Source organism: Glaciecola sp. MF2-115, from assembly GCF_047250385.1.
Taxonomy (GTDB): domain Bacteria; phylum Pseudomonadota; class Gammaproteobacteria; order Enterobacterales; family Alteromonadaceae; genus Glaciecola.
The window spans coordinates 1-16536 of record NZ_JBLBVM010000030.1 but is presented as its reverse complement, the minus strand read 5'-3'; the positions used below and the strand labels follow the sequence as shown (position 1 = coordinate 16536).

The 16536-nt window shown below is 42.9% G+C and carries 23 protein-coding genes; 20 read left to right on the top strand and 3 right to left on the bottom strand.

Annotated elements, in window-relative coordinates:
* Nucleotides 1–33: 33 nt before the first annotated feature.
* Nucleotides 34–729, bottom strand: coding sequence for an NAD(P)H-flavin reductase (gene fre / locus ACKLNX_RS01070; protein ID WP_411692865.1), 696 nt, complete (start codon nucleotides 727–729; stop codon nucleotides 34–36).
* Between the two features lie 74 nt (nucleotides 730–803).
* Nucleotides 804–2288: a 4-hydroxy-3-polyprenylbenzoate decarboxylase gene (gene ubiD, locus ACKLNX_RS01065; RefSeq protein ID WP_412970902.1), complete on the bottom strand. Its 1485-nt coding sequence runs from the start codon at nucleotides 2286–2288 to the stop codon at nucleotides 804–806.
* A 284-nt stretch (nucleotides 2289–2572) separates the two neighbouring features.
* On the opposite strand from ubiD, the gene ACKLNX_RS01060 reads away from it, so the two are divergent.
* The 20 genes from ACKLNX_RS01060 (at nucleotide 2573) to rplQ (ending at nucleotide 15232) form a co-directional block, all read left to right on the top strand.
* Nucleotides 2573–3178: a tetratricopeptide repeat protein gene (locus ACKLNX_RS01060; protein ID WP_412970918.1), complete on the top strand. Its 606-nt coding sequence runs from the start codon at nucleotides 2573–2575 to the stop codon at nucleotides 3176–3178.
* A gap of 85 nt (nucleotides 3179–3263) precedes the next feature.
* Nucleotides 3264–5723: a ribonuclease R gene (gene rnr / locus ACKLNX_RS01055; protein WP_412970901.1), complete on the top strand. Its 2460-nt coding sequence runs from the start codon at nucleotides 3264–3266 to the stop codon at nucleotides 5721–5723.
* 2 nt (nucleotides 5724–5725) lie between these two features.
* Nucleotides 5726–6466, top strand: a complete 741-nt coding sequence (gene rlmB / locus ACKLNX_RS01050; protein WP_411692868.1) for a 23S rRNA (guanosine(2251)-2'-O)-methyltransferase RlmB — start codon at nucleotides 5726–5728, stop codon at nucleotides 6464–6466.
* 272 nt (nucleotides 6467–6738) lie between these two features.
* Nucleotides 6739–7107, top strand: coding sequence for a 50S ribosomal protein L14 (gene rplN / locus ACKLNX_RS01045; protein WP_008846203.1), 369 nt, complete (start codon nucleotides 6739–6741; stop codon nucleotides 7105–7107).
* 12 nt (nucleotides 7108–7119) lie between these two features.
* A complete protein-coding gene (gene rplX, locus ACKLNX_RS01040; RefSeq protein WP_411692869.1) occupies nucleotides 7120–7431 on the top strand; it encodes a 50S ribosomal protein L24 in 312 nt (103 codons plus the stop codon).
* A 15-nt stretch (nucleotides 7432–7446) separates the two neighbouring features.
* A complete protein-coding gene (rplE, locus tag ACKLNX_RS01035; protein ID WP_411692870.1) occupies nucleotides 7447–7986 on the top strand; it encodes a 50S ribosomal protein L5 in 540 nt (179 codons plus the stop codon).
* An 11-nt stretch (nucleotides 7987–7997) separates the two neighbouring features.
* A complete protein-coding gene (gene rpsN, locus ACKLNX_RS01030) occupies nucleotides 7998–8303 on the top strand; it encodes a 30S ribosomal protein S14 (RefSeq protein WP_411692871.1) in 306 nt (101 codons plus the stop codon).
* A 12-nt stretch (nucleotides 8304–8315) separates the two neighbouring features.
* Nucleotides 8316–8708: a 30S ribosomal protein S8 gene (rpsH, locus tag ACKLNX_RS01025; protein WP_411692872.1), complete on the top strand. Its 393-nt coding sequence runs from the start codon at nucleotides 8316–8318 to the stop codon at nucleotides 8706–8708.
* A 13-nt stretch (nucleotides 8709–8721) separates the two neighbouring features.
* Complete coding sequence (gene rplF, locus ACKLNX_RS01020; RefSeq protein WP_411692873.1) at nucleotides 8722–9255, top strand: 50S ribosomal protein L6; 534 nt, start codon at nucleotides 8722–8724, stop codon at nucleotides 9253–9255.
* A 12-nt stretch (nucleotides 9256–9267) separates the two neighbouring features.
* A complete protein-coding gene (rplR, locus tag ACKLNX_RS01015; protein ID WP_411692874.1) occupies nucleotides 9268–9621 on the top strand; it encodes a 50S ribosomal protein L18 in 354 nt (117 codons plus the stop codon).
* 9 nt (nucleotides 9622–9630) lie between these two features.
* Nucleotides 9631–10134, top strand: coding sequence for a 30S ribosomal protein S5 (gene rpsE / locus ACKLNX_RS01010; protein ID WP_006011602.1), 504 nt, complete (start codon nucleotides 9631–9633; stop codon nucleotides 10132–10134).
* A gap of 6 nt (nucleotides 10135–10140) precedes the next feature.
* Nucleotides 10141–10323: a 50S ribosomal protein L30 gene (rpmD, locus tag ACKLNX_RS01005; protein ID WP_411692875.1), complete on the top strand. Its 183-nt coding sequence runs from the start codon at nucleotides 10141–10143 to the stop codon at nucleotides 10321–10323.
* A gap of 3 nt (nucleotides 10324–10326) precedes the next feature.
* Nucleotides 10327–10761 carry a 50S ribosomal protein L15 gene (gene rplO, locus ACKLNX_RS01000; RefSeq protein WP_411692876.1) on the top strand — a complete coding sequence of 145 codons (435 nt, stop codon included), beginning with the start codon at nucleotides 10327–10329 and terminating at the stop codon, nucleotides 10759–10761.
* Nucleotides 10762–10766: 5 nt separating this feature from the next.
* Complete coding sequence (gene secY / locus ACKLNX_RS00995) at nucleotides 10767–12077, top strand: preprotein translocase subunit SecY (protein ID WP_411692877.1); 1311 nt, start codon at nucleotides 10767–10769, stop codon at nucleotides 12075–12077.
* A gap of 44 nt (nucleotides 12078–12121) precedes the next feature.
* Nucleotides 12122–12235, top strand: a complete 114-nt coding sequence (rpmJ, locus tag ACKLNX_RS00990) for a 50S ribosomal protein L36 (protein WP_081585804.1) — start codon at nucleotides 12122–12124, stop codon at nucleotides 12233–12235.
* Between the two features lie 140 nt (nucleotides 12236–12375).
* Nucleotides 12376–12732 carry a 30S ribosomal protein S13 gene (gene rpsM, locus ACKLNX_RS00985; protein WP_411692878.1) on the top strand — a complete coding sequence of 119 codons (357 nt, stop codon included), beginning with the start codon at nucleotides 12376–12378 and terminating at the stop codon, nucleotides 12730–12732.
* A gap of 12 nt (nucleotides 12733–12744) precedes the next feature.
* The gene (gene rpsK / locus ACKLNX_RS00980; protein WP_195733732.1) at nucleotides 12745–13134 is read left to right on the top strand and encodes a 30S ribosomal protein S11; all 390 of its coding nucleotides are present in this window, start codon (nucleotides 12745–12747) and stop codon (nucleotides 13132–13134) included.
* Between the two features lie 24 nt (nucleotides 13135–13158).
* A complete protein-coding gene (gene rpsD / locus ACKLNX_RS00975; protein ID WP_411692879.1) occupies nucleotides 13159–13779 on the top strand; it encodes a 30S ribosomal protein S4 in 621 nt (206 codons plus the stop codon).
* A gap of 20 nt (nucleotides 13780–13799) precedes the next feature.
* Nucleotides 13800–14789: a DNA-directed RNA polymerase subunit alpha gene (locus tag ACKLNX_RS00970; protein ID WP_411692903.1), complete on the top strand. Its 990-nt coding sequence runs from the start codon at nucleotides 13800–13802 to the stop codon at nucleotides 14787–14789.
* Nucleotides 14790–14830: 41 nt separating this feature from the next.
* Nucleotides 14831–15232, top strand: a complete 402-nt coding sequence (gene rplQ / locus ACKLNX_RS00965) for a 50S ribosomal protein L17 (RefSeq protein WP_411692880.1) — start codon at nucleotides 14831–14833, stop codon at nucleotides 15230–15232.
* A 98-nt stretch (nucleotides 15233–15330) separates the two neighbouring features.
* Here the strand turns inward: rplQ and ACKLNX_RS00960 are convergent, their stop codons facing one another.
* The gene (locus tag ACKLNX_RS00960) at nucleotides 15331–16116 is read right to left on the bottom strand and encodes a hypothetical protein (RefSeq protein ID WP_412970900.1); all 786 of its coding nucleotides are present in this window, start codon (nucleotides 16114–16116) and stop codon (nucleotides 15331–15333) included.
* Between the last annotated feature and the right edge of the window lie 420 nt (nucleotides 16117–16536).

Below are 16536 nucleotides of genomic sequence, written 5' to 3'. Positions count from 1 at the left end.
AAATTAATAGTTGGCTAGTGATCTAGTCCTGAACTAAATGAACGCGTAGGCGTCACCAAACAATTCTTCTTTGTCTAAGCCCGCAGCACAAAATTCATCTCGAATGGTTGCTGACATTTCAAAGCGACCTGCCGCATAGACCTGTTTTCCTGACCAGTCTGTGATGTCTTTCAGGACGGCCTTGTGCACCCAACCGACATGACCTTGCCATTGCTCACTCGGAAGTTCGACAACAGGAACGAAAGTAAAGTTGGGATGAGTCAAACTCAAAGCTTCTAAGTCTTTTGCTTCATATAAGTCTGCAAAAGATTTGGCACCCCAATATAAGGTAATCTCTCGCCCAGCCTGCTGTTCAAGGCAATCCAATACAATCGATTTAGCATACGAATAGCCAGTGCCTCCAGCGACGATTATGGCTGGCTTATTTGATTCTCGTACGAAGGCCTTACCTAATGGCGCTTCAATCACTAACTTACCCTCGTTCTGACAAGTGGTCAGGACTTCGTAGGCATAGGGATTCTCTGGCTCAGCGCCGATATGTAATTCTATTTTGCCCGGTGCGCTGGGTGCATTTGCTATGGAAAATGGTCGCTTATCACTTTCACCCATTACAACTTGAAGGTATTGGCCTGCTTTGAACACAAGCGGAATCTCTGGCACCAATATCACTTTATGCACAACGTTGGTTAGCTCTTCAATTGACTCAACCGTGCAATTAATCACTTTCATGAAGGTCCTTTATTCAGATCTTAAAAAGATTAAGACCTTGTTAAAATTATTGTTTGTTAAACTGTAAAAATCGATTATTTATCAGACGCTGTGTCGAGTAATCCAAGTTCGTCCCAAATGTCATCAACGCGCTGCTTAACAGCTTCATCCATAACAATCGGTTCTCCCCATTCTCTGTCCGTTTCACCCGGTAACTTATTCGTTGCATCCATTCCCATTTTGGAACCTAAGCCAGACACCGGCGATGCAAAATCAAGATAATCAATGGGTGTGTTTTCGACTAACATTGTGTCTCGAGCTGGATCCATGCGTGTCGTGATTGCCCAAATAACGTCGTTCCAATCACGTGCATTTACATCATCATCACAGACTATCACAAATTTCGTGTACATGAATTGACGCAGGAATGACCACACCCCCATCATGACGCGCTTAGCATGCCCGGGATATTGTTTTTTCATTGTCACAATAGCCATACGATAAGAACAACCTTCAGGTGGAAGATAAAAATCGACTATTTCAGGAAATTGCTTTTGAAGAATAGGAACGAAAACTTCATTCAAAGCCACACCTAATATGGCTGGTTCATCTGGTGGTCTGCCAGTGTAAGTACTGTGATATATCGGATTGTTTCTGTGGGTGATATGCGTCACAGTAAACACAGGAAATTCGTCAACCTCGTTATAGTAACCGGTATGATCACCATACGGGCCTTCCGGCGCCATTTCACCTTGCTCAATATAACCTTCCAACACGATCTCGGCACTGGCAGGAACTTGTAAGTCGTTGGATATTGATTTTACAACTTCGGTTTTCTCGCCACGCAACAAACCAGCGAAGGCATATTCTGACAATGTATCCGGGACTGGGGTAACGGCACCTAAAATAGTCGCGGGATCTGCTCCAAGGGCAACCGATACAGGATAGTTTTCGCCTGGATGTTCTTGGCACCACTCTTTAAAGTCTAGCGCACCACCGCGATGAGATAGCCAACGCATTATCACTTTGTTTTTGGCGATCACTTGTTGTCGGTAAATACCTAAGTTTTGACGTTTTTTGTGTGGGCCGCGAGTGACTGATAGCCCCCACGTGATGAGCGGGGCTGCATCACCAGGCCAACAGCGTTGAATAGGTAACAAGCTTAAATCTACATCATCGCCACTAATTACATTTTCTTGGCAAGGTGCTTTTTTTACTTCTTTTACTGGCATGTTAAGCACTTGCTTAAATACCGGGATTTTACTCCAAAGGTCTTTAATGCCTTTGGGTGGATCTGGCTCTTTCAAGAACGCTAGTAGTTTGCCAACTTCTCGAAGTGACTCAACAGACTCTTGGCCCATGCCCAACGCAACGCGTTTTGGTGTCCCAAAAAGGTTTGCCAACACTGGCATGTTCGCACCTTTAGGATTCTCGAAAAGGATTGCTGGACCGCCTGCCCGCAATGTTCTATCGGCAATTTCGGTCATTTCAAGTTCGGTATCAATTTCCATTGTTACGCGTTTTAACTCTCCGACTTTTTCGAGTTGATCGATGAAGTCTCGAAGATCCTTATATTTCATTTATACTCCTGATGAAAATCATTGTGAGTGCCCGAAATGACAGCTTTTCATTTTCAAAATTATACTGCTTTTTTAGGAATTTAAGCTTTACTTAAAGTCTAACAAAAAATAGCGAAGGCTGTTAATTCATTCTGAGTATTTTCGCATTGTCGTTTGTACTGCTGAAACATACGCATTGATCAAATGATAGATTAAAATTGTTTTTCACTTTTTGTTATTCTTGCCGATAGATAATAAGCACCTTAAATATCGCATTGTCAGGAGTGTTTGTGTTCAAATTTTCAATTTTTGTGGCTGTATTTCTCGCTTTCATCGGCAGCGCGCAAGCTCAGCAGATAGAAGCAGTACAGATATATAGCCAAGATGAGCTAATTAAACTGATTAATAAAAACCAGCATTTAGAACGTGTTGTCTCTGATCGTTGCCAATTGGTACAAGACATTGAGGCAAGAGCTGAAGTACTGAGAGTGCCCGCCTATCAATTCTTATGGGGCGATATGTTGGCGTGGGGAGTGTGCGTTGACGCTGAACCAGAGCGCGGTGTTTTTTACATGAGAGAGGCCGCTGCTCAGGGGCTTGCTGCTGCACTAGAACAACTAGGGCGTTATCATTCTGTTGGCAAACTAGTGCAAGAGGACAAGAAGCGCGCCGTTATCTATTTACGCGAAGCTTCCGCATTAGGCAATTTAAAAGCGCAATTGCAATTGGCCGAACTGTTTATTGATGGTTATGGCAGCCCTTACGACTTTGAAGATTTGTACCACTGGTTATACAACGCGATTACAGATGACAGCCGAACCCACCAAAGAATTGCGATGTACATGGGAGAGCTAGAGTCTCTAATGCACCCTAAAGCGGTTCGAAATGCGCGTAAGCCAATGGTCAATTGAGCATTGGCTACAATCTAGCCTAAATAAAAGACTTGCAAGAAAAACCTTGATATAATCCCGTTGAATTTAACAACGAAAAGAATGAATGTCAGACGATCCGCATTACTCAAGAGAAAAAGCAAAATACGAAAATCCGGTTGCAAGCCGTGAATTTCTACTCGAAACACTATCCAACGCTAAAACATCACTCTCCTTCTTAGAAATATGTAATCTTGTCAATGCGAAAGAAGAAGAGGCGAGAATTGGTATTCAGCGACGTTTGCGTGCAATGGAACGCGAAGGGCAGGTGGCTTTTACTCGCGATAAAAAATACGAAGTGCAAAAAGCAGAGGCGCTCATCCGAGGCCGAGTCATTGGCCATCGCGACGGCTTTGGCTTCCTGAAGCACTCAGATACAGAAAAAGATTTATTTATCCATCAAGGCCAGATGCAAACATTGTTGCACGACGATATCGTGGAAGGTGTTAACAGTGGCTCCGATCGCCGTGGTCGCTCTGAATTTCGAGTTAATCGAGTCCTTGAACCAAGAAAAGAACCCATTGTTGGGCGCGTTTTCAAGGAAGATGGTGTCACAATTGTTATTCCAGATGACAACCGCATTTCACACGAAATTATCATTCCTCCCGAAGGCAGAAATGGCGCTCGCCAAGGTCACGTCGTGGTGGTTGAAATAACTCAACGCCCACGCAGACAAGTTAATGCGATTGGTAAAATCCTTGAAGTACTAGGCGAACATATGGCGCCGGGTATGGAAATCGAAATGGCCTTGCGTAATTTCGATATTCCCCATAATTGGCCCAAAGGCGTACTTAAGCAAGTTGAAGGCCTCTCCGAAGAAGTCCCTGAGGAATCAAAGAAAGGGCGTATCGACTTACGCCAACTTCCTTTAGTTACTATCGATGGTGAAGATGCTAGAGATTTCGATGATGCGGTTTATTGTCAACCAAATGATGATGGCACTTGGCAGCTTTGGGTTGCCATTGCCGATGTCAGTTCGTATGTGAAAACGGGCACGGCTTTAGACAGCGAAGCTCAAAATAGAGCGACATCAGTATACTTCCCTGAAAAAGTTATTCCTATGTTGCCAGAAGCACTATCTAACGGTTTGTGTTCTTTAAACCCCGACGTGGATAGACTCTGTATGGTTTGTGAAATGACCATCACAGCGAAAGGTAAACTGCAGGAGTATCAATTTTACGAGGCGGTTATGCGTTCTCATGCCCGACTTACTTATAATAAAGTTTGGGGTATTTTGAAAGGCGATGAAGCCTTAATGAAACGCTACGAAAAGTATGTTCCTTATTTAGAAAATCTGAATCGCTTATTCAAAGCTTTAAAGACCGCACGCCAAGGCCGTGGGGCAATTGAGTTCGAAACAATAGAAAGCAAATTTGTGTTCAATGCACAAAGGAAAATCTCTCATATTATTGCTGTTGAGCGTAATGAAGCTCACATGCTAATTGAAGAATGCATGATAATGGCAAATGTTTGTGCTGCTCAGTTTTTAGAGAAGAACGAAGCTGAGGCATTATTTCGTATACATGATAAGCCCGATGAAGATCGCTTAACGACATTTAAAACCTATCTTTCCGAAATAGGTATTCCGTTTACTGTCCATGAAGAGCCAACGCCAGCTGATTTCACTAGCGTAATGAAAAAAATTCAACACCGTCCTGATAAAGAGTTGATTCAGACGATGTTGCTTCGCTCAATGAAACAAGCCGTCTACTCTCCTGATAATGTAGGGCATTTTGGTTTGGCTTTAGACGCCTATGCGCATTTTACCTCGCCAATCCGTCGTTATCCTGACCTTGTCGTGCACAGAGCTATAAAAGCAATTATCGACAAGCAGAATACGCGTAAATCAAAGACAGGTGGAAAGTCCTATTCAGCTGAAGAAGTTGAGCAATTAGGTGAACAATGTTCGATGGCCGAGCGCCGTGCAGATGATGCAACTAGAGATGTTTCAGATTGGCTTAAATGCGAATTCATGCAGGATCATGTGGGTGATGTTTTTGCTGGTGTGATTGCTTCTGTTACTAACTTCGGGCTATTTGTTCGTATCACTGAATTTCAAATTGACGGTTTAGTTCATATTACATCGTTAGCAAGTGATTACTATCATTTTGATGACCAGAAACAGTGCTTGATTGGCGAAGCATCAGGCGTCATGTTCAGATTAGGTGACGAAGTTAATATTAAAGTGGCTGGCGTTAATCTGGATGAAAGAAAGATTGATTTGTTGATTGATGGCGTGACTAACACTCGTGGAAAAGTAAAAGCACCACGCAAACGCAGCGGAAAAGCGGGCGGGAAGGGGGCGAAAGGTGGCTCTTCTAAAGCTGATAAGAGCAAAGCTAAAGAAGGCAAAGGCCAAGCGGGTAAAGCGTCAAAAGGCAATGCTGGTACAAAAGAAAACTCTGGTACAAAAGAAAGTACAGGTTCAAATGACAAGCCTGCTTCTAAGCGCAAGCCTTCGGGACGTAAAAAGAGCGGCCCATCATCAAAAGCCAGAAAGTCATCAAAGAATAAGAAGCGAACTTAGTCATGGCACAACAAGAATTGATTTATGGTTTGCACGCAATGACAGCTGTTATTGATCGCGAACCTGAACGAGTGATCGAACTTTTCGTGCTGAAAGGGCGTGAAGACGAACGATTAACACACATTATTAATGAAGCAAGACGCCATAGCATTGGTATTCAATTTTGCCAACGCAAGACTTTGGACGATAAATGCAATGGTGAGCAGCATCAAGGCGTTGTCGCACGAGCAAAACCCGGCAAAGTGTTGGATGAGCACGATCTTGACGCCATCTTAAAGAGTCAAGATATGCCATTTATCCTTGTACTTGACGGCGTTACTGACCCGCATAATTTAGGTGCTTGCTTGCGAACCGCTGACGCTGCTGGTGTTCATGCTGTTGTTGTACCTAAGGACAAATCCGCCGCGCTGTCACCAACCGTTCGCAAAGTTGCTTGTGGTGCCGCTGAAGTTATCCCATTAATTCAAGTGACCAACTTATCTCGCACCTTGAAAGCATTGCAAGATGCTGGCGTTTGGGTGGTTGGCACAGCTGGTGAAGCCGAACAGTCTATTTATCAATGCAAACTGACAGGCCCCACAGCACTTGTAATGGGCGCTGAAGGTAAAGGAATGAGAAGACTTACTCGTGAGAATTGCGATGAGCTGATTAAACTACCGATGGCAGGCTCAGTGAGTAGCTTAAATGTATCGGTCGCTAGTGGTATTTGTTTATATGAGATAGTGAGACAACGAACGGTCTAATAACTGACGGTATCGCCTTGTGTTTTTATTCATCACCCCAACATACTTATTCAAGCACGATCTCAATTCCTAAGTGATGCCTTGCCTGCGGATTAAATAAACTTAATTCAATCGCAAATTAAACTACCGCTCAGGCTAATTTTCTGTTATAGTTTCGCGCCCTTTTTGTAGGGGTGTGGTCTATTTTTTCTAAAATTTCTTTTGAAATCAAGGGCGAGATAGCAGCTTAGAGACTCGTGAGAGTCATAATATTTAACAGCGGAGCACTAAACATGATCCAAATGCAAACTAACCTGGACGTTGCCGATAACTCGGGAGCTCGCAGGGTTCAGTGTATTAAGGTTCTTGGTGGCTCGCATCGCCGTTATGCACATATCGGTGACATCATCAAAGTTACTGTCAAGGAAGCAATTCCTCGCGGTAAAGTAAAAAAAGGTGATGTTCTGAATGCAGTGGTGGTGCGTACTAGAAAAGGCGTTCGTCGCGCAGATGGTTCAACCATCCGTTTTGATAACAACGCAGCTGTTTTGCTTAACGCAAACAAGCAACCAATTGGTACGCGTATTTTTGGCCCGGTCACAAGAGAACTTCGTGGAGATTCATTCATGAAGATCATCTCATTGGCCCCAGAAGTACTTTAAGGAGTCACGATAATGGCTAATAAAATTCGTCGTGATGATGAAGTAGTCGTATTAGCGGGTAGAGACAAAGGAAAACAAGGCAAAGTCTTGAAAGTACTTAGTTCTGACCGTTTAGTAGTTGAAGGTGTGAACATGATCAAGAAACACCAGAAAGCCAATCCACAGATTGAGCAGCCTGGCGGTATCATTGAGAAAGAATCCACTATTCATGTGTCTAATGTAGCGTTAGTTAACCCATCAACGGGTAAAGCTGATCGCGTTGGTTTCCGTGTTGAAGATGAAAAGAAAGTTCGTTTCTTTAAGTCTAACGGCGACCTAGTATAATTATTGGAGAGTACGATGGCGAAACTGCATGATTTCTATAAAGAAACAGTAGTAGCTGAACTTGCGAAGCAGTTCGGGTACAAAAGCGTCATGCAAGTCCCTCGGATTGAAAAAATCACTCTAAACATGGGTTTAGGTGAAGCGGTAGCAGACAAGAAAGTTCTTGAGGCAGCTCAAGCAGACATGGCAGCGATTGCCGGTCAGAAACCTATTGTCACTGTCGCTAGAAAATCAGTAGCGGGTTTTAAAATCCGTGAAGGTTATCCGATTGGCTGCAAAGTGACCCTACGTGGCGAACGTATGTGGGAATTCCTTGAGAGATTAATCTCAATTACTATTCCACGTATCCGTGACTTCCGTGGTCTTAACCCGAAATCTTTTGACGGTCGAGGCAACTATAGCATGGGTGTTCGTGAACAAATCATCTTCCCTGAAATCGAATTCGATAAAGTGGATAAAATGCGTGGTATGGATATTACTATCACTACTAGCGCAAATACTAACGACGAAGCACATGCTCTTTTGAGTGCGTTTAGCTTCCCGTTTAGAAAATAAGGTGTAGGGTTATGGCAAAAGAATCAATGAAGGCGCGCGAAGCAAAACGTGCCAAGCTGGTTAAACAGTATGCAACGAAACGTTCGGCGCTTAAAGCGGTGATCAGTGACGTGAACTCTTCGGAAGAAGAGCGCTGGGATGCTGTTCTTAAACTGCAAAAACTTCCACGTGACTCGTCTCCGTCTCGTCAACATAATCGTTGTCGTATTACGGGCCGTCCACATGGGTTCCTACGCAAATTTGGTCTTTCCCGTATTAAGCTTCGTGAAGCTGCGATGCGTGGTGAAGTCCCTGGCCTTAAAAAAGCCAGCTGGTAAGGAGAGCAGACTATGAGCATGCAAGATCCTATAGCAGATATGTTTACCAGAATTCGTAACGGCCAATTGGCTTCTAAAGTTACGGTTTCTATGCCTTCTTCTAAAGTACGTGTTGCTATTGCAAAAGTACTAGAAGCTGAAGGTTATGTTGAAAGTTCTTCTGTAACTGAAGGTGTTAAGCCTGTATTAGAAGTTACATTGAAGTATTTCGATGGTAAAAAAGTAATTGATACAATCGAACGAGTTAGCCGTCCTGGTTTACGCATCTATAAGAAAAAAGATGAGTTACCAAAAGTGATGGGCGGACTTGGGATTGCTATCGTGTCTACCTCAAAAGGTGTGATGACTGACCGTGCAGCTCGTAAAGCTGGCATGGGTGGTGAGATCATCGGTTATGTAGCATAACAGGGGAAATATTATGTCACGTATAGCAAAAGCACCTGTCGACATCAGAACTGGCGTTGAAATTAAAATCGCTGGCCAAGAAGTCACAGTAAAAGGTAGCAAGGGTACATTAACTCGCGTATTTAATGACGCTGTTGAAGTAGTACAAGAAGAGAACCAATTGAAAGCACTTCCTCGTGAAGGCGTTGCTAACAACTGGGCTCAAGCTGGTACTGCTCGCGCATTATTAGATCAAATGGTAGTTGGTGTTACCGACGGTTTTGAAAAGAAACTTCAACTTAATGGTGTTGGTTACCGTGCTCAGGCACAAGGTAGCAAACTAAACCTTACGTTGGGCTTTTCACACCCTGTCGTCTACATGATGCCTGAAGGTATTACTGTAGAAACCCCTACACAAACTGAAATCATTGTGAAAGGCACTGATAAGCAGGTTGTAGGTCAGGTTGCAGCGAACATCCGCGCATATCGTCCACCAGAGCCTTATAAAGGTAAGGGTGTTCGTTACGCAGATGAAACTGTGCGTCGTAAAGAAGCTAAGAAAAAGTAGGTAGGTAATCCGATGGATAAGAAATCAGCTCGCTTACGTCGCGCAACTCGCGCCCGTAAGAAAATTAGTGAGTTAGGTGCACATCGCTTGGTTATAAACCGCACACCTCGCCACATCTATGCTCAGTTAATCGCTCCAAGCGGTTCTGAAGTATTAGCAGCAGCTTCTACTGTAGAAAAAGAATTGAAAGGTTCTTTAACAGCTACAGGCAACGCAGAGGCAGCAGCGGCAGTAGGTAAAGCGATCGCAGAACGAGCTATCGAAAAAGGCGTTAATAAAGTCGCTTTCGATAGAAGTGGATTTAAATATCATGGTCGTGTGAAAGCACTGGCTGATGCCGCTCGTGAAGCGGGTCTTCAGTTCTAGGAGTTTAAAATGGCTAAGCAAGAAGTTCAACAACAGGGTGATCTGTTAGAAAAGCTTATCGCTGTAAACCGCGTATCAAAAGTTGTTAAAGGTGGTCGCATCTTTAGTTTCACAGCTTTGACAGTGGTTGGCGATGGCAATGGCCGCGTTGGTTTTGGTTACGGTAAGGCACGTGAAGTACCTGCTGCAATCCAAAAAGCAATGGAAAAGGCTCGACGCAACTTAGTTGACGTTGACCTTAATGGCAACACATTACAGCATCCAATTAAAGGTCGTCATTCTGGCTCTAAAGTTTACATGCAGCCTGCATCTGAAGGTACTGGTATTATTGCCGGTGGTGCGATGCGTGCAGTGCTTGAAGTAGCTGGTGTTCAGAACGTACTTTCAAAATGCTACGGTTCTACAAACCCAATTAACGTTGTTCGCGCAACAGTCAATGCTTTAGTGGAAATGAATTCACCAGAGAAGATTGCTGCTAAACGTGGTTTGTCAGTCAAAGATATTTTGGGGTAATTGAACATGTCTAAGATGATCAAATTTAAGCAAACTAAAAGCTCAATCGGGCGTCTTCCTAAGCACAAAGCAACATTAGTTGGTTTGGGATTACGTAAAATCGGACAAGTACGTGAGTTGGAAGACACTCCGTCAGTTCGTGGCATGATCAACCGTGTTCAATACATGGTTGAGATTATAGAGGAGTAACACATGAGACTTAATACTCTCGCTCCTGCCGAGGGAGCTAACAATACAGGTAAACGTGTTGGTCGCGGTATCGGTTCTGGCTTAGGCAAGACTGGTGGTCGTGGTCACAAAGGTCAAAAGTCTCGCTCAGGCGGTTCTGTTAGACCTGGTTTTGAAGGCGGCCAGATGCCACTTCAACGTCGTTTGCCGAAATTCGGTTTTACGTCACGTAAATCGTTTGTGTCTGACCAAGTTACTCTTAGCGAAATCGCTAAAGTAGAAGGTGATATCGTTTCTCTTGAAACTTTGAAAGCAGCGGGTCTTGTTAAAAAAGAAGTCCTGTTTGTTAAAGTTATGAAGAGTGGCGAAATAAATCGTCCTGTTACTTTAAGCGGTGTCCGAGTAAGTAAAGGCGCACTTGAAGCGATTAACGCGGCTGGCGGTAAGGTAGAGGAATAAGCTAAATGGCAAAACCAGGACAAGATTCAGGAGCAAAAGGCGGTTTAAGCGAGCTTAAATCACGCTTGTTGTTTGTTCTTGGAGCAATTATCGTGTTTAGGCTGGGCTCTTATGTGCCTATCCCTGGTATTGATGGCAATGTGTTGGCTCAATTATTTGAACAACAGAAAGGCACTATCGTAGAGATGATGAATATGTTCTCTGGTGGTGCTCTGGAACGTGCTTCAGTACTAGCGTTAGGGATAATGCCTTACATCACAGCTTCTATTATTGTGCAATTGCTTTCGCATATGTACCCTCCATTGATGGAACTGAAAAAAGAAGGTGAAGCGGGTAAACGGAAAATTAGTCAGTACACAAGGTATCTTACTTTGATGCTAGCTATTTTTCAGTCTGTCGGTATTGCTACTGGTCTGCCAAACTTAGTTCAAGGTTTAGTGGTAAACCCTGGCATTGGTTTCTATTTTACAGCAATCGTGAGTTTGGTTACTGGCACCATGTTCTTAATGTGGTTAGGTGAGCAAATTACAGAACGCGGCATCGGAAATGGTATTTCTATACTTATTTTCGCTGGTATCGTAGCGGGTTTGCCAACAGCGATTGGTCAAACTGCAGAGCAAGCAAGGCTAGGCGAAATTAACCTTCTTTTCTTGCTCGTTATCGGTGCCATTATAGTAGCGTTAACATACTTGGTTGTTTTCGTAGAACGTGCGCAACGTCGCATTGTTGTTAACTACGCTAAACGCCAACAGGGTCGCAAGGTTTTTGCTGCGCAAAGTTCACATTTACCGCTTAAGGTGAATATGGCAGGTGTTATACCACCTATCTTTGCATCTAGTATTATCCTTTTCCCAGGGACGCTTGCTGGTATGGTTGGTCAGAACGAGTCACTCTCATTCTTGACTGATGTATCATTAGCATTGTCTCCAGGGCAACCTTTGTACGTTATGCTTTATGCTGCAACGATTATTTTCTTCTGCTTTTTCTATACTGCATTAGTTTTTAATCCTCGCGAAACAGCTGATAATTTAAAGAAATCTGGTGCTTTTGTTCCTGGTATTCGTCCAGGCGAGCAAACCTCTCGATATATCGATAAGGTGATGACTCGATTAACACTAGCTGGTGCTCTCTATATTACTTTTGTTTGTTTGGTGCCTGAGTTCTTACTATTATGGTTTAACGTTCCGTTTTACTTTGGTGGTACTTCACTACTCATTATTTGTGTAGTGGTAATGGACTTTATGGCGCAGGTACAGACCCATTTGATGTCTCATCAGTATGGGGATGTTCTTAAGAAAGCGAACCTTAAAGGCTAGGCAAACTGCCTAACCCTTGAGCTAGCTATTTACGGAGTGATGTGATGAAAGTTCGTGCATCCGTTAAGCGGATTTGCCGTAACTGCAAGGTCATAAAACGTAACGGCGTTGTTAGAGTGATCTGTGTAGAGCCTAAGCATAAGCAAAGGCAAGGTTAATCCTAAAAAAAGATGGTTTTTAATATCGGGTTGCTGTACTAGCGCCCGAGCCTTAAAACCTTTATTTGCAATTTTGTTACTGGGTAAGTATCCTATCGGGCTTTTTAGGCTAGTAACACTAAATATAAGGAGTGCTGTTAATGGCCCGTATCGCTGGCATTAACATTCCTGATCACAAACATGCAGTAATTGCTATTCAAGCAATTTACGGTATTGGTGCCACACGAGCGAAAGCTATTTGTGTTGGTGCAGGTGTATCAGAATCAACCAAGATGAAAGATCTTGATGAAGAGACTATTGATAAGCTTCGTGATGAAGTTGCTAAATTCACAGTTGAGGGTGACCTTCGCCGTGAAGTATCAATGAGTATTAAACGTTTGATGGACCTAGGTTGCTTCCGTGGTATTCGCCACCGTCGTAGCTTACCTCTACGTGGTCAGCGCACTAAAACTAATGCGCGTACCCGTAAAGGTCCTCGTAAACCTATTAAAAAGTAAGCGAGGGTTACAATGGCTAAAGCACCTACTAGAGCGCGTAAGCGCGTTAAACGTCAAGTTGCAGATGGTATGGCTCATATCCATGCGTCTTTCAACAACACAATTGTGACAATCACTGACCGTCAGGGTAACGCTCTATCATGGGCAACTTCTGGTGGATCTGGTTTCCGTGGCTCACGTAAATCCACTCCTTTCGCTGCACAGGTTGCTGCTGAAAGAGCTGGTATTGCAGCTCAGGAATACGGCTTAAAGAACATTGAAGTGTTCGTTAAGGGCCCAGGTCCAGGTCGTGAATCTGCAATCCGTGCATTGAATGCAACGGGTTATAAGATCACAAATATTACCGATGTGACACCTATACCTCACAACGGTTGTCGTCCACCGAAAAAACGTCGCGTTTAATCGACGGACAGTTGGAGAAAGATCATGGCTAGATATTTGGGTCCAAAACTCAAACTAAGTCGTCGTGAAGGAACAGATTTGTTCCTTAAAAGCGGCGTAAGAGCAATTGAAAGTAAATGTAAAATTGACCAAGCTCCTGGTCAGCACGGCGCCCGTCGCGGTCGTTTGTCTGATTACGGTGTTCAATTGCGTGAAAAGCAAAAAGTACGTCGTATGTATGGCGTATTGGAAAAACAGTTTAGAAACTACTACAAAGAAGCTGCACGTCTTAAAGGCAACACAGGTGAAAACTTGTTGCAACTTCTTGAACAGCGTTTAGATAACGTTGTTTACCGTATGGGTTTTGCCAGCACTCGTGCTGAAGCTCGTCAACTAGTTAGCCACAAGGCTATCGTAGTAAACGGTAAAGTAGTGAACATTCCATCATTCAACGTAAAAGCTGAAGATGTGGTTGCTGTTCGTGAAAAAGCGAAAAAACAGGCCCGTATTGCTTCTGCACTAGAATTAGCAGATCAACGCGAGAAACCAACTTGGTTGGAAGTTGACAATACGAAAATGGAAGGTGTTTTTAAACGCGTTCCTGAAAGAACGGATTTGTCTGCGGACATTAACGAACAGTTGATTGTCGAACTTTACTCTAAGTAAAGATTAACTAAAGAGGATACATTGTGGGTTCAGTGACCGAATTCCTAAAGCCAAGATTAGTTGAAATTGAAAATGTTTCACCTACTCGTGCAAAAGTAACACTAGAGCCTTTAGAGCGAGGCTTCGGCCATACTCTAGGTAATGCATTACGCCGTATTTTACTTTCGTCTATGCCAGGTTGTGCAGTGACTGAAGTAGAAATCGATGGTGTATTACATGAGTACAGCACTAAAGAAGGTGTTCAAGAAGACGTAATCGAAATTTTGCTTAACCTTAAAGGACTAGCAGTTCGTCTTGAAGGTAAAACCGAAGCAACTCTTACACTAGTTAAGTCTGGTGCAGGTACTGTTGTTGCCGGCGATATCCAGCACGATGGTGACGTTGAGATCGTAAATCCAGAGCATGTAATTTGTACTTTGACAGGCGAAGCTGAGTTGAGCATGCGCATTAAAGTAGAAATGGGCCGAGGTTATGTTCCAGCTTCAACTCGTCGTTCCTCTGAAGATGATGATCGTCCTATTGGTCGTTTATTAGTAGATGCTTCATACAGCCCAGTAGAACGTATTGCCTATTCTGTAGAGTCAGCTCGTGTTGAACAACGCACTGACTTAGACAAGCTAATTATCGATATGGAAACTAACGGTACATTAGACCCAGAAGAAGCAATTCGTCGTTCCGCTACTATTTTAGCTGAGCAATTAGATGCCTTCGTAGAATTACGTGACATCTCTGAGCCAGTTGAAAAAGAAGAGAAACCAGAATTCGATCCAATTCTACTTCGTCCAGTTGACGACTTAGAGTTAACGGTTCGTTCTGCTAACTGTTTGAAAGCGGAAGCTATCCAATATATTGGTGACCTGGTACAGCGTACTGAAGTTGAACTTCTTAAAACGCCTAACTTAGGTAAGAAGTCGCTTACAGAAATTAAAGATGTACTTGCTTCTCGTGGTTTGTCATTAGGCATGCGCCTTGAAAACTGGCCACCAGAATCAATCGCTGAAAAAGATTAATCAGGTTTTAGATAAACTGATTTGTAAAGAAGGATATAGCTATGCGCCATCGCAAGAGTGGTAGACAGTTAAATCGCAATAGCAGCCACAGACAAGCAATGTTTAAAAACATGGCCGGTTCTTTGGTAAAGCACGAAGTTATTAAAACTACGTTGCCTAAAGCGAAAGAACTACGTCGAGTAATTGAACCGCTAATCACATTAGCAAAGCAAGATAGTGTTGCTAATCGTCGTCTTGCATTTGCAAGAACGGGTGATAAAGAAGTGGTAGGTAAATTGTTTAACGAACTTGGTCCGCGTTACGACGCACGTCCAGGTGGTTATAGTCGTATATTGAAGTGTGGTTTCCGTACTGGTGACAACGCTCCAATGGCTTACGTTGAATTAGTTGACCGTCCTGTCGTTGAAGCTACTGAAGAAGTAGTTGAAGCAACAGAAGAATAATCACTCTCTACTTTAGAGATTGAAATTAAAAACCCGGCTTACGCCGGGTTTTTTGTTTTCTAACTGCCTATATGATTTGATGAATGCTTTATATGCATCTATTCAATGTAATATTTATCGACGTATACTTTGGCCTGAGCAACAGTTAAACCACCTCTAATTGCGCTAGCACTGATTTGTTCTTGTTCAATACCTCGCTGCTCTGCCAACTCTACCAAACGTTCAAGTGCCTCAGGGTGTTGCGCCAACTGCTCCACTGAGATAATGATCATTGATTCTGATTCGGACGAATCTATAGGAAACAATGCTAGTAAGGCATCAACGACATACTTACCAACTAAGGGGACTTCTTGTATTGTAGTGACAAGCACTTCTAATGTTTTGTTTGGATATCTTTTCGCCAAAGTTTTAGCTATCTGGTCAGCAGAGTCTGGTTCCATCAGTACTGCTGTTTTAACAATTTCGTTAAATTGTTCAGGTGAGAATTTGCAAGCTGCTTCAGTTGCGTATTCGGCATAACTTGGTTCCGCATTTATAGCTAAAGTCACTAACTCGGTCGCGGAAGCAACATTTCTTTCTATTGCTAACTCTATAATGTCATCTACATAGGCTGGCTGAGAAGAAACCGCTGCCGACACAATTTGTCTATATTTATCTGGATATGTATCAAGCGCAATCTTGACTAATTCCTTCGTATTTTCCGGGTATCTAGCTAAAACAGTTCGAATTGCTCTTCCAACTGAATTACTACTTCTTACTTGTTGTTTTAGAAATTGACTTGATTGTTCAGACGTATTTACTAGTTCAACAGGCTGCTCTATGTCTGCAAGGGCGGGAGCGCTACAGACCAGTAATACACTGAGTGCTAGGGCTGAATATTTCATGTATTTTCCTCTACCGTTTATATCTTATCGGCACAACAAGAGTTTATAACAGGTTTATTAAATTACGCTTAAGCGAAAAAACTTTCAACTTTTGTGCGTATTGCTATTGACCTAATCGTATAAATGACTACAATGCGCGTCGCTTTCGAGATTAAGTCTTTAGCAGGAATGTTAAGACTGCCAAATGTTAAGAAAGTTTACATTTATTTACATTCTTTGAACATCTATAAATGTATTTAACTCTAAGTTAATTAAATCAAAATTAATTAATGAAATGGGTTGACAATAAAACTGATGCAGGTAGTATACGCATCCCGCTTGAGACGGTACTTTAAGTCCTCTTCAAGCCGCCAGTGAAATAGAAAGAAGCTGGCATGTTCTTTAACAATTTATAACAAGACAATCTGTGTGGGCACTCAT

What these genes read in the sequence shown, in the direction of transcription:
- rlmB (WP_411692868.1), top strand. Translation starts at nt 5,726, where the DNA reads ATGGCACAACAAGAATTGATTTATGGTTTGCACGCAATGACAGCTGTT.
- rpsM (WP_411692878.1), top strand. Translation starts at nt 12,376, where the DNA reads ATGGCCCGTATCGCTGGCATTAACATTCCTGATCACAAACATGCAGTA.
- rplE (WP_411692870.1), top strand. Translation starts at nt 7,447, where the DNA reads ATGGCGAAACTGCATGATTTCTATAAAGAAACAGTAGTAGCTGAACTT.
- rpmJ (WP_081585804.1), top strand. Translation starts at nt 12,122, where the DNA reads ATGAAAGTTCGTGCATCCGTTAAGCGGATTTGCCGTAACTGCAAGGTC.
- rplQ (WP_411692880.1), top strand. Translation starts at nt 14,831, where the DNA reads ATGCGCCATCGCAAGAGTGGTAGACAGTTAAATCGCAATAGCAGCCAC.
- rpsH (WP_411692872.1), top strand. Translation starts at nt 8,316, where the DNA reads ATGAGCATGCAAGATCCTATAGCAGATATGTTTACCAGAATTCGTAAC.
- rnr (WP_412970901.1), top strand. Translation starts at nt 3,264, where the DNA reads ATGTCAGACGATCCGCATTACTCAAGAGAAAAAGCAAAATACGAAAAT.
- ACKLNX_RS00960 (WP_412970900.1), bottom strand. Translation starts at nt 16,116, where the DNA reads ATGAAATATTCAGCCCTAGCACTCAGTGTATTACTGGTCTGTAGCGCT.
- rpsN (WP_411692871.1), top strand. Translation starts at nt 7,998, where the DNA reads ATGGCAAAAGAATCAATGAAGGCGCGCGAAGCAAAACGTGCCAAGCTG.
- rplR (WP_411692874.1), top strand. Translation starts at nt 9,268, where the DNA reads ATGGATAAGAAATCAGCTCGCTTACGTCGCGCAACTCGCGCCCGTAAG.
- fre (WP_411692865.1), bottom strand. Translation starts at nt 729, where the DNA reads ATGAAAGTGATTAATTGCACGGTTGAGTCAATTGAAGAGCTAACCAAC.
- ubiD (WP_412970902.1), bottom strand. Translation starts at nt 2,288, where the DNA reads ATGAAATATAAGGATCTTCGAGACTTCATCGATCAACTCGAAAAAGTC.
- rpsK (WP_195733732.1), top strand. Translation starts at nt 12,745, where the DNA reads ATGGCTAAAGCACCTACTAGAGCGCGTAAGCGCGTTAAACGTCAAGTT.
- rplF (WP_411692873.1), top strand. Translation starts at nt 8,722, where the DNA reads ATGTCACGTATAGCAAAAGCACCTGTCGACATCAGAACTGGCGTTGAA.
- rpsD (WP_411692879.1), top strand. Translation starts at nt 13,159, where the DNA reads ATGGCTAGATATTTGGGTCCAAAACTCAAACTAAGTCGTCGTGAAGGA.
- secY (WP_411692877.1), top strand. Translation starts at nt 10,767, where the DNA reads ATGGCAAAACCAGGACAAGATTCAGGAGCAAAAGGCGGTTTAAGCGAG.
- rpmD (WP_411692875.1), top strand. Translation starts at nt 10,141, where the DNA reads ATGTCTAAGATGATCAAATTTAAGCAAACTAAAAGCTCAATCGGGCGT.
- rplX (WP_411692869.1), top strand. Translation starts at nt 7,120, where the DNA reads ATGGCTAATAAAATTCGTCGTGATGATGAAGTAGTCGTATTAGCGGGT.
- rpsE (WP_006011602.1), top strand. Translation starts at nt 9,631, where the DNA reads ATGGCTAAGCAAGAAGTTCAACAACAGGGTGATCTGTTAGAAAAGCTT.
- rplN (WP_008846203.1), top strand. Translation starts at nt 6,739, where the DNA reads ATGATCCAAATGCAAACTAACCTGGACGTTGCCGATAACTCGGGAGCT.
- rplO (WP_411692876.1), top strand. Translation starts at nt 10,327, where the DNA reads ATGAGACTTAATACTCTCGCTCCTGCCGAGGGAGCTAACAATACAGGT.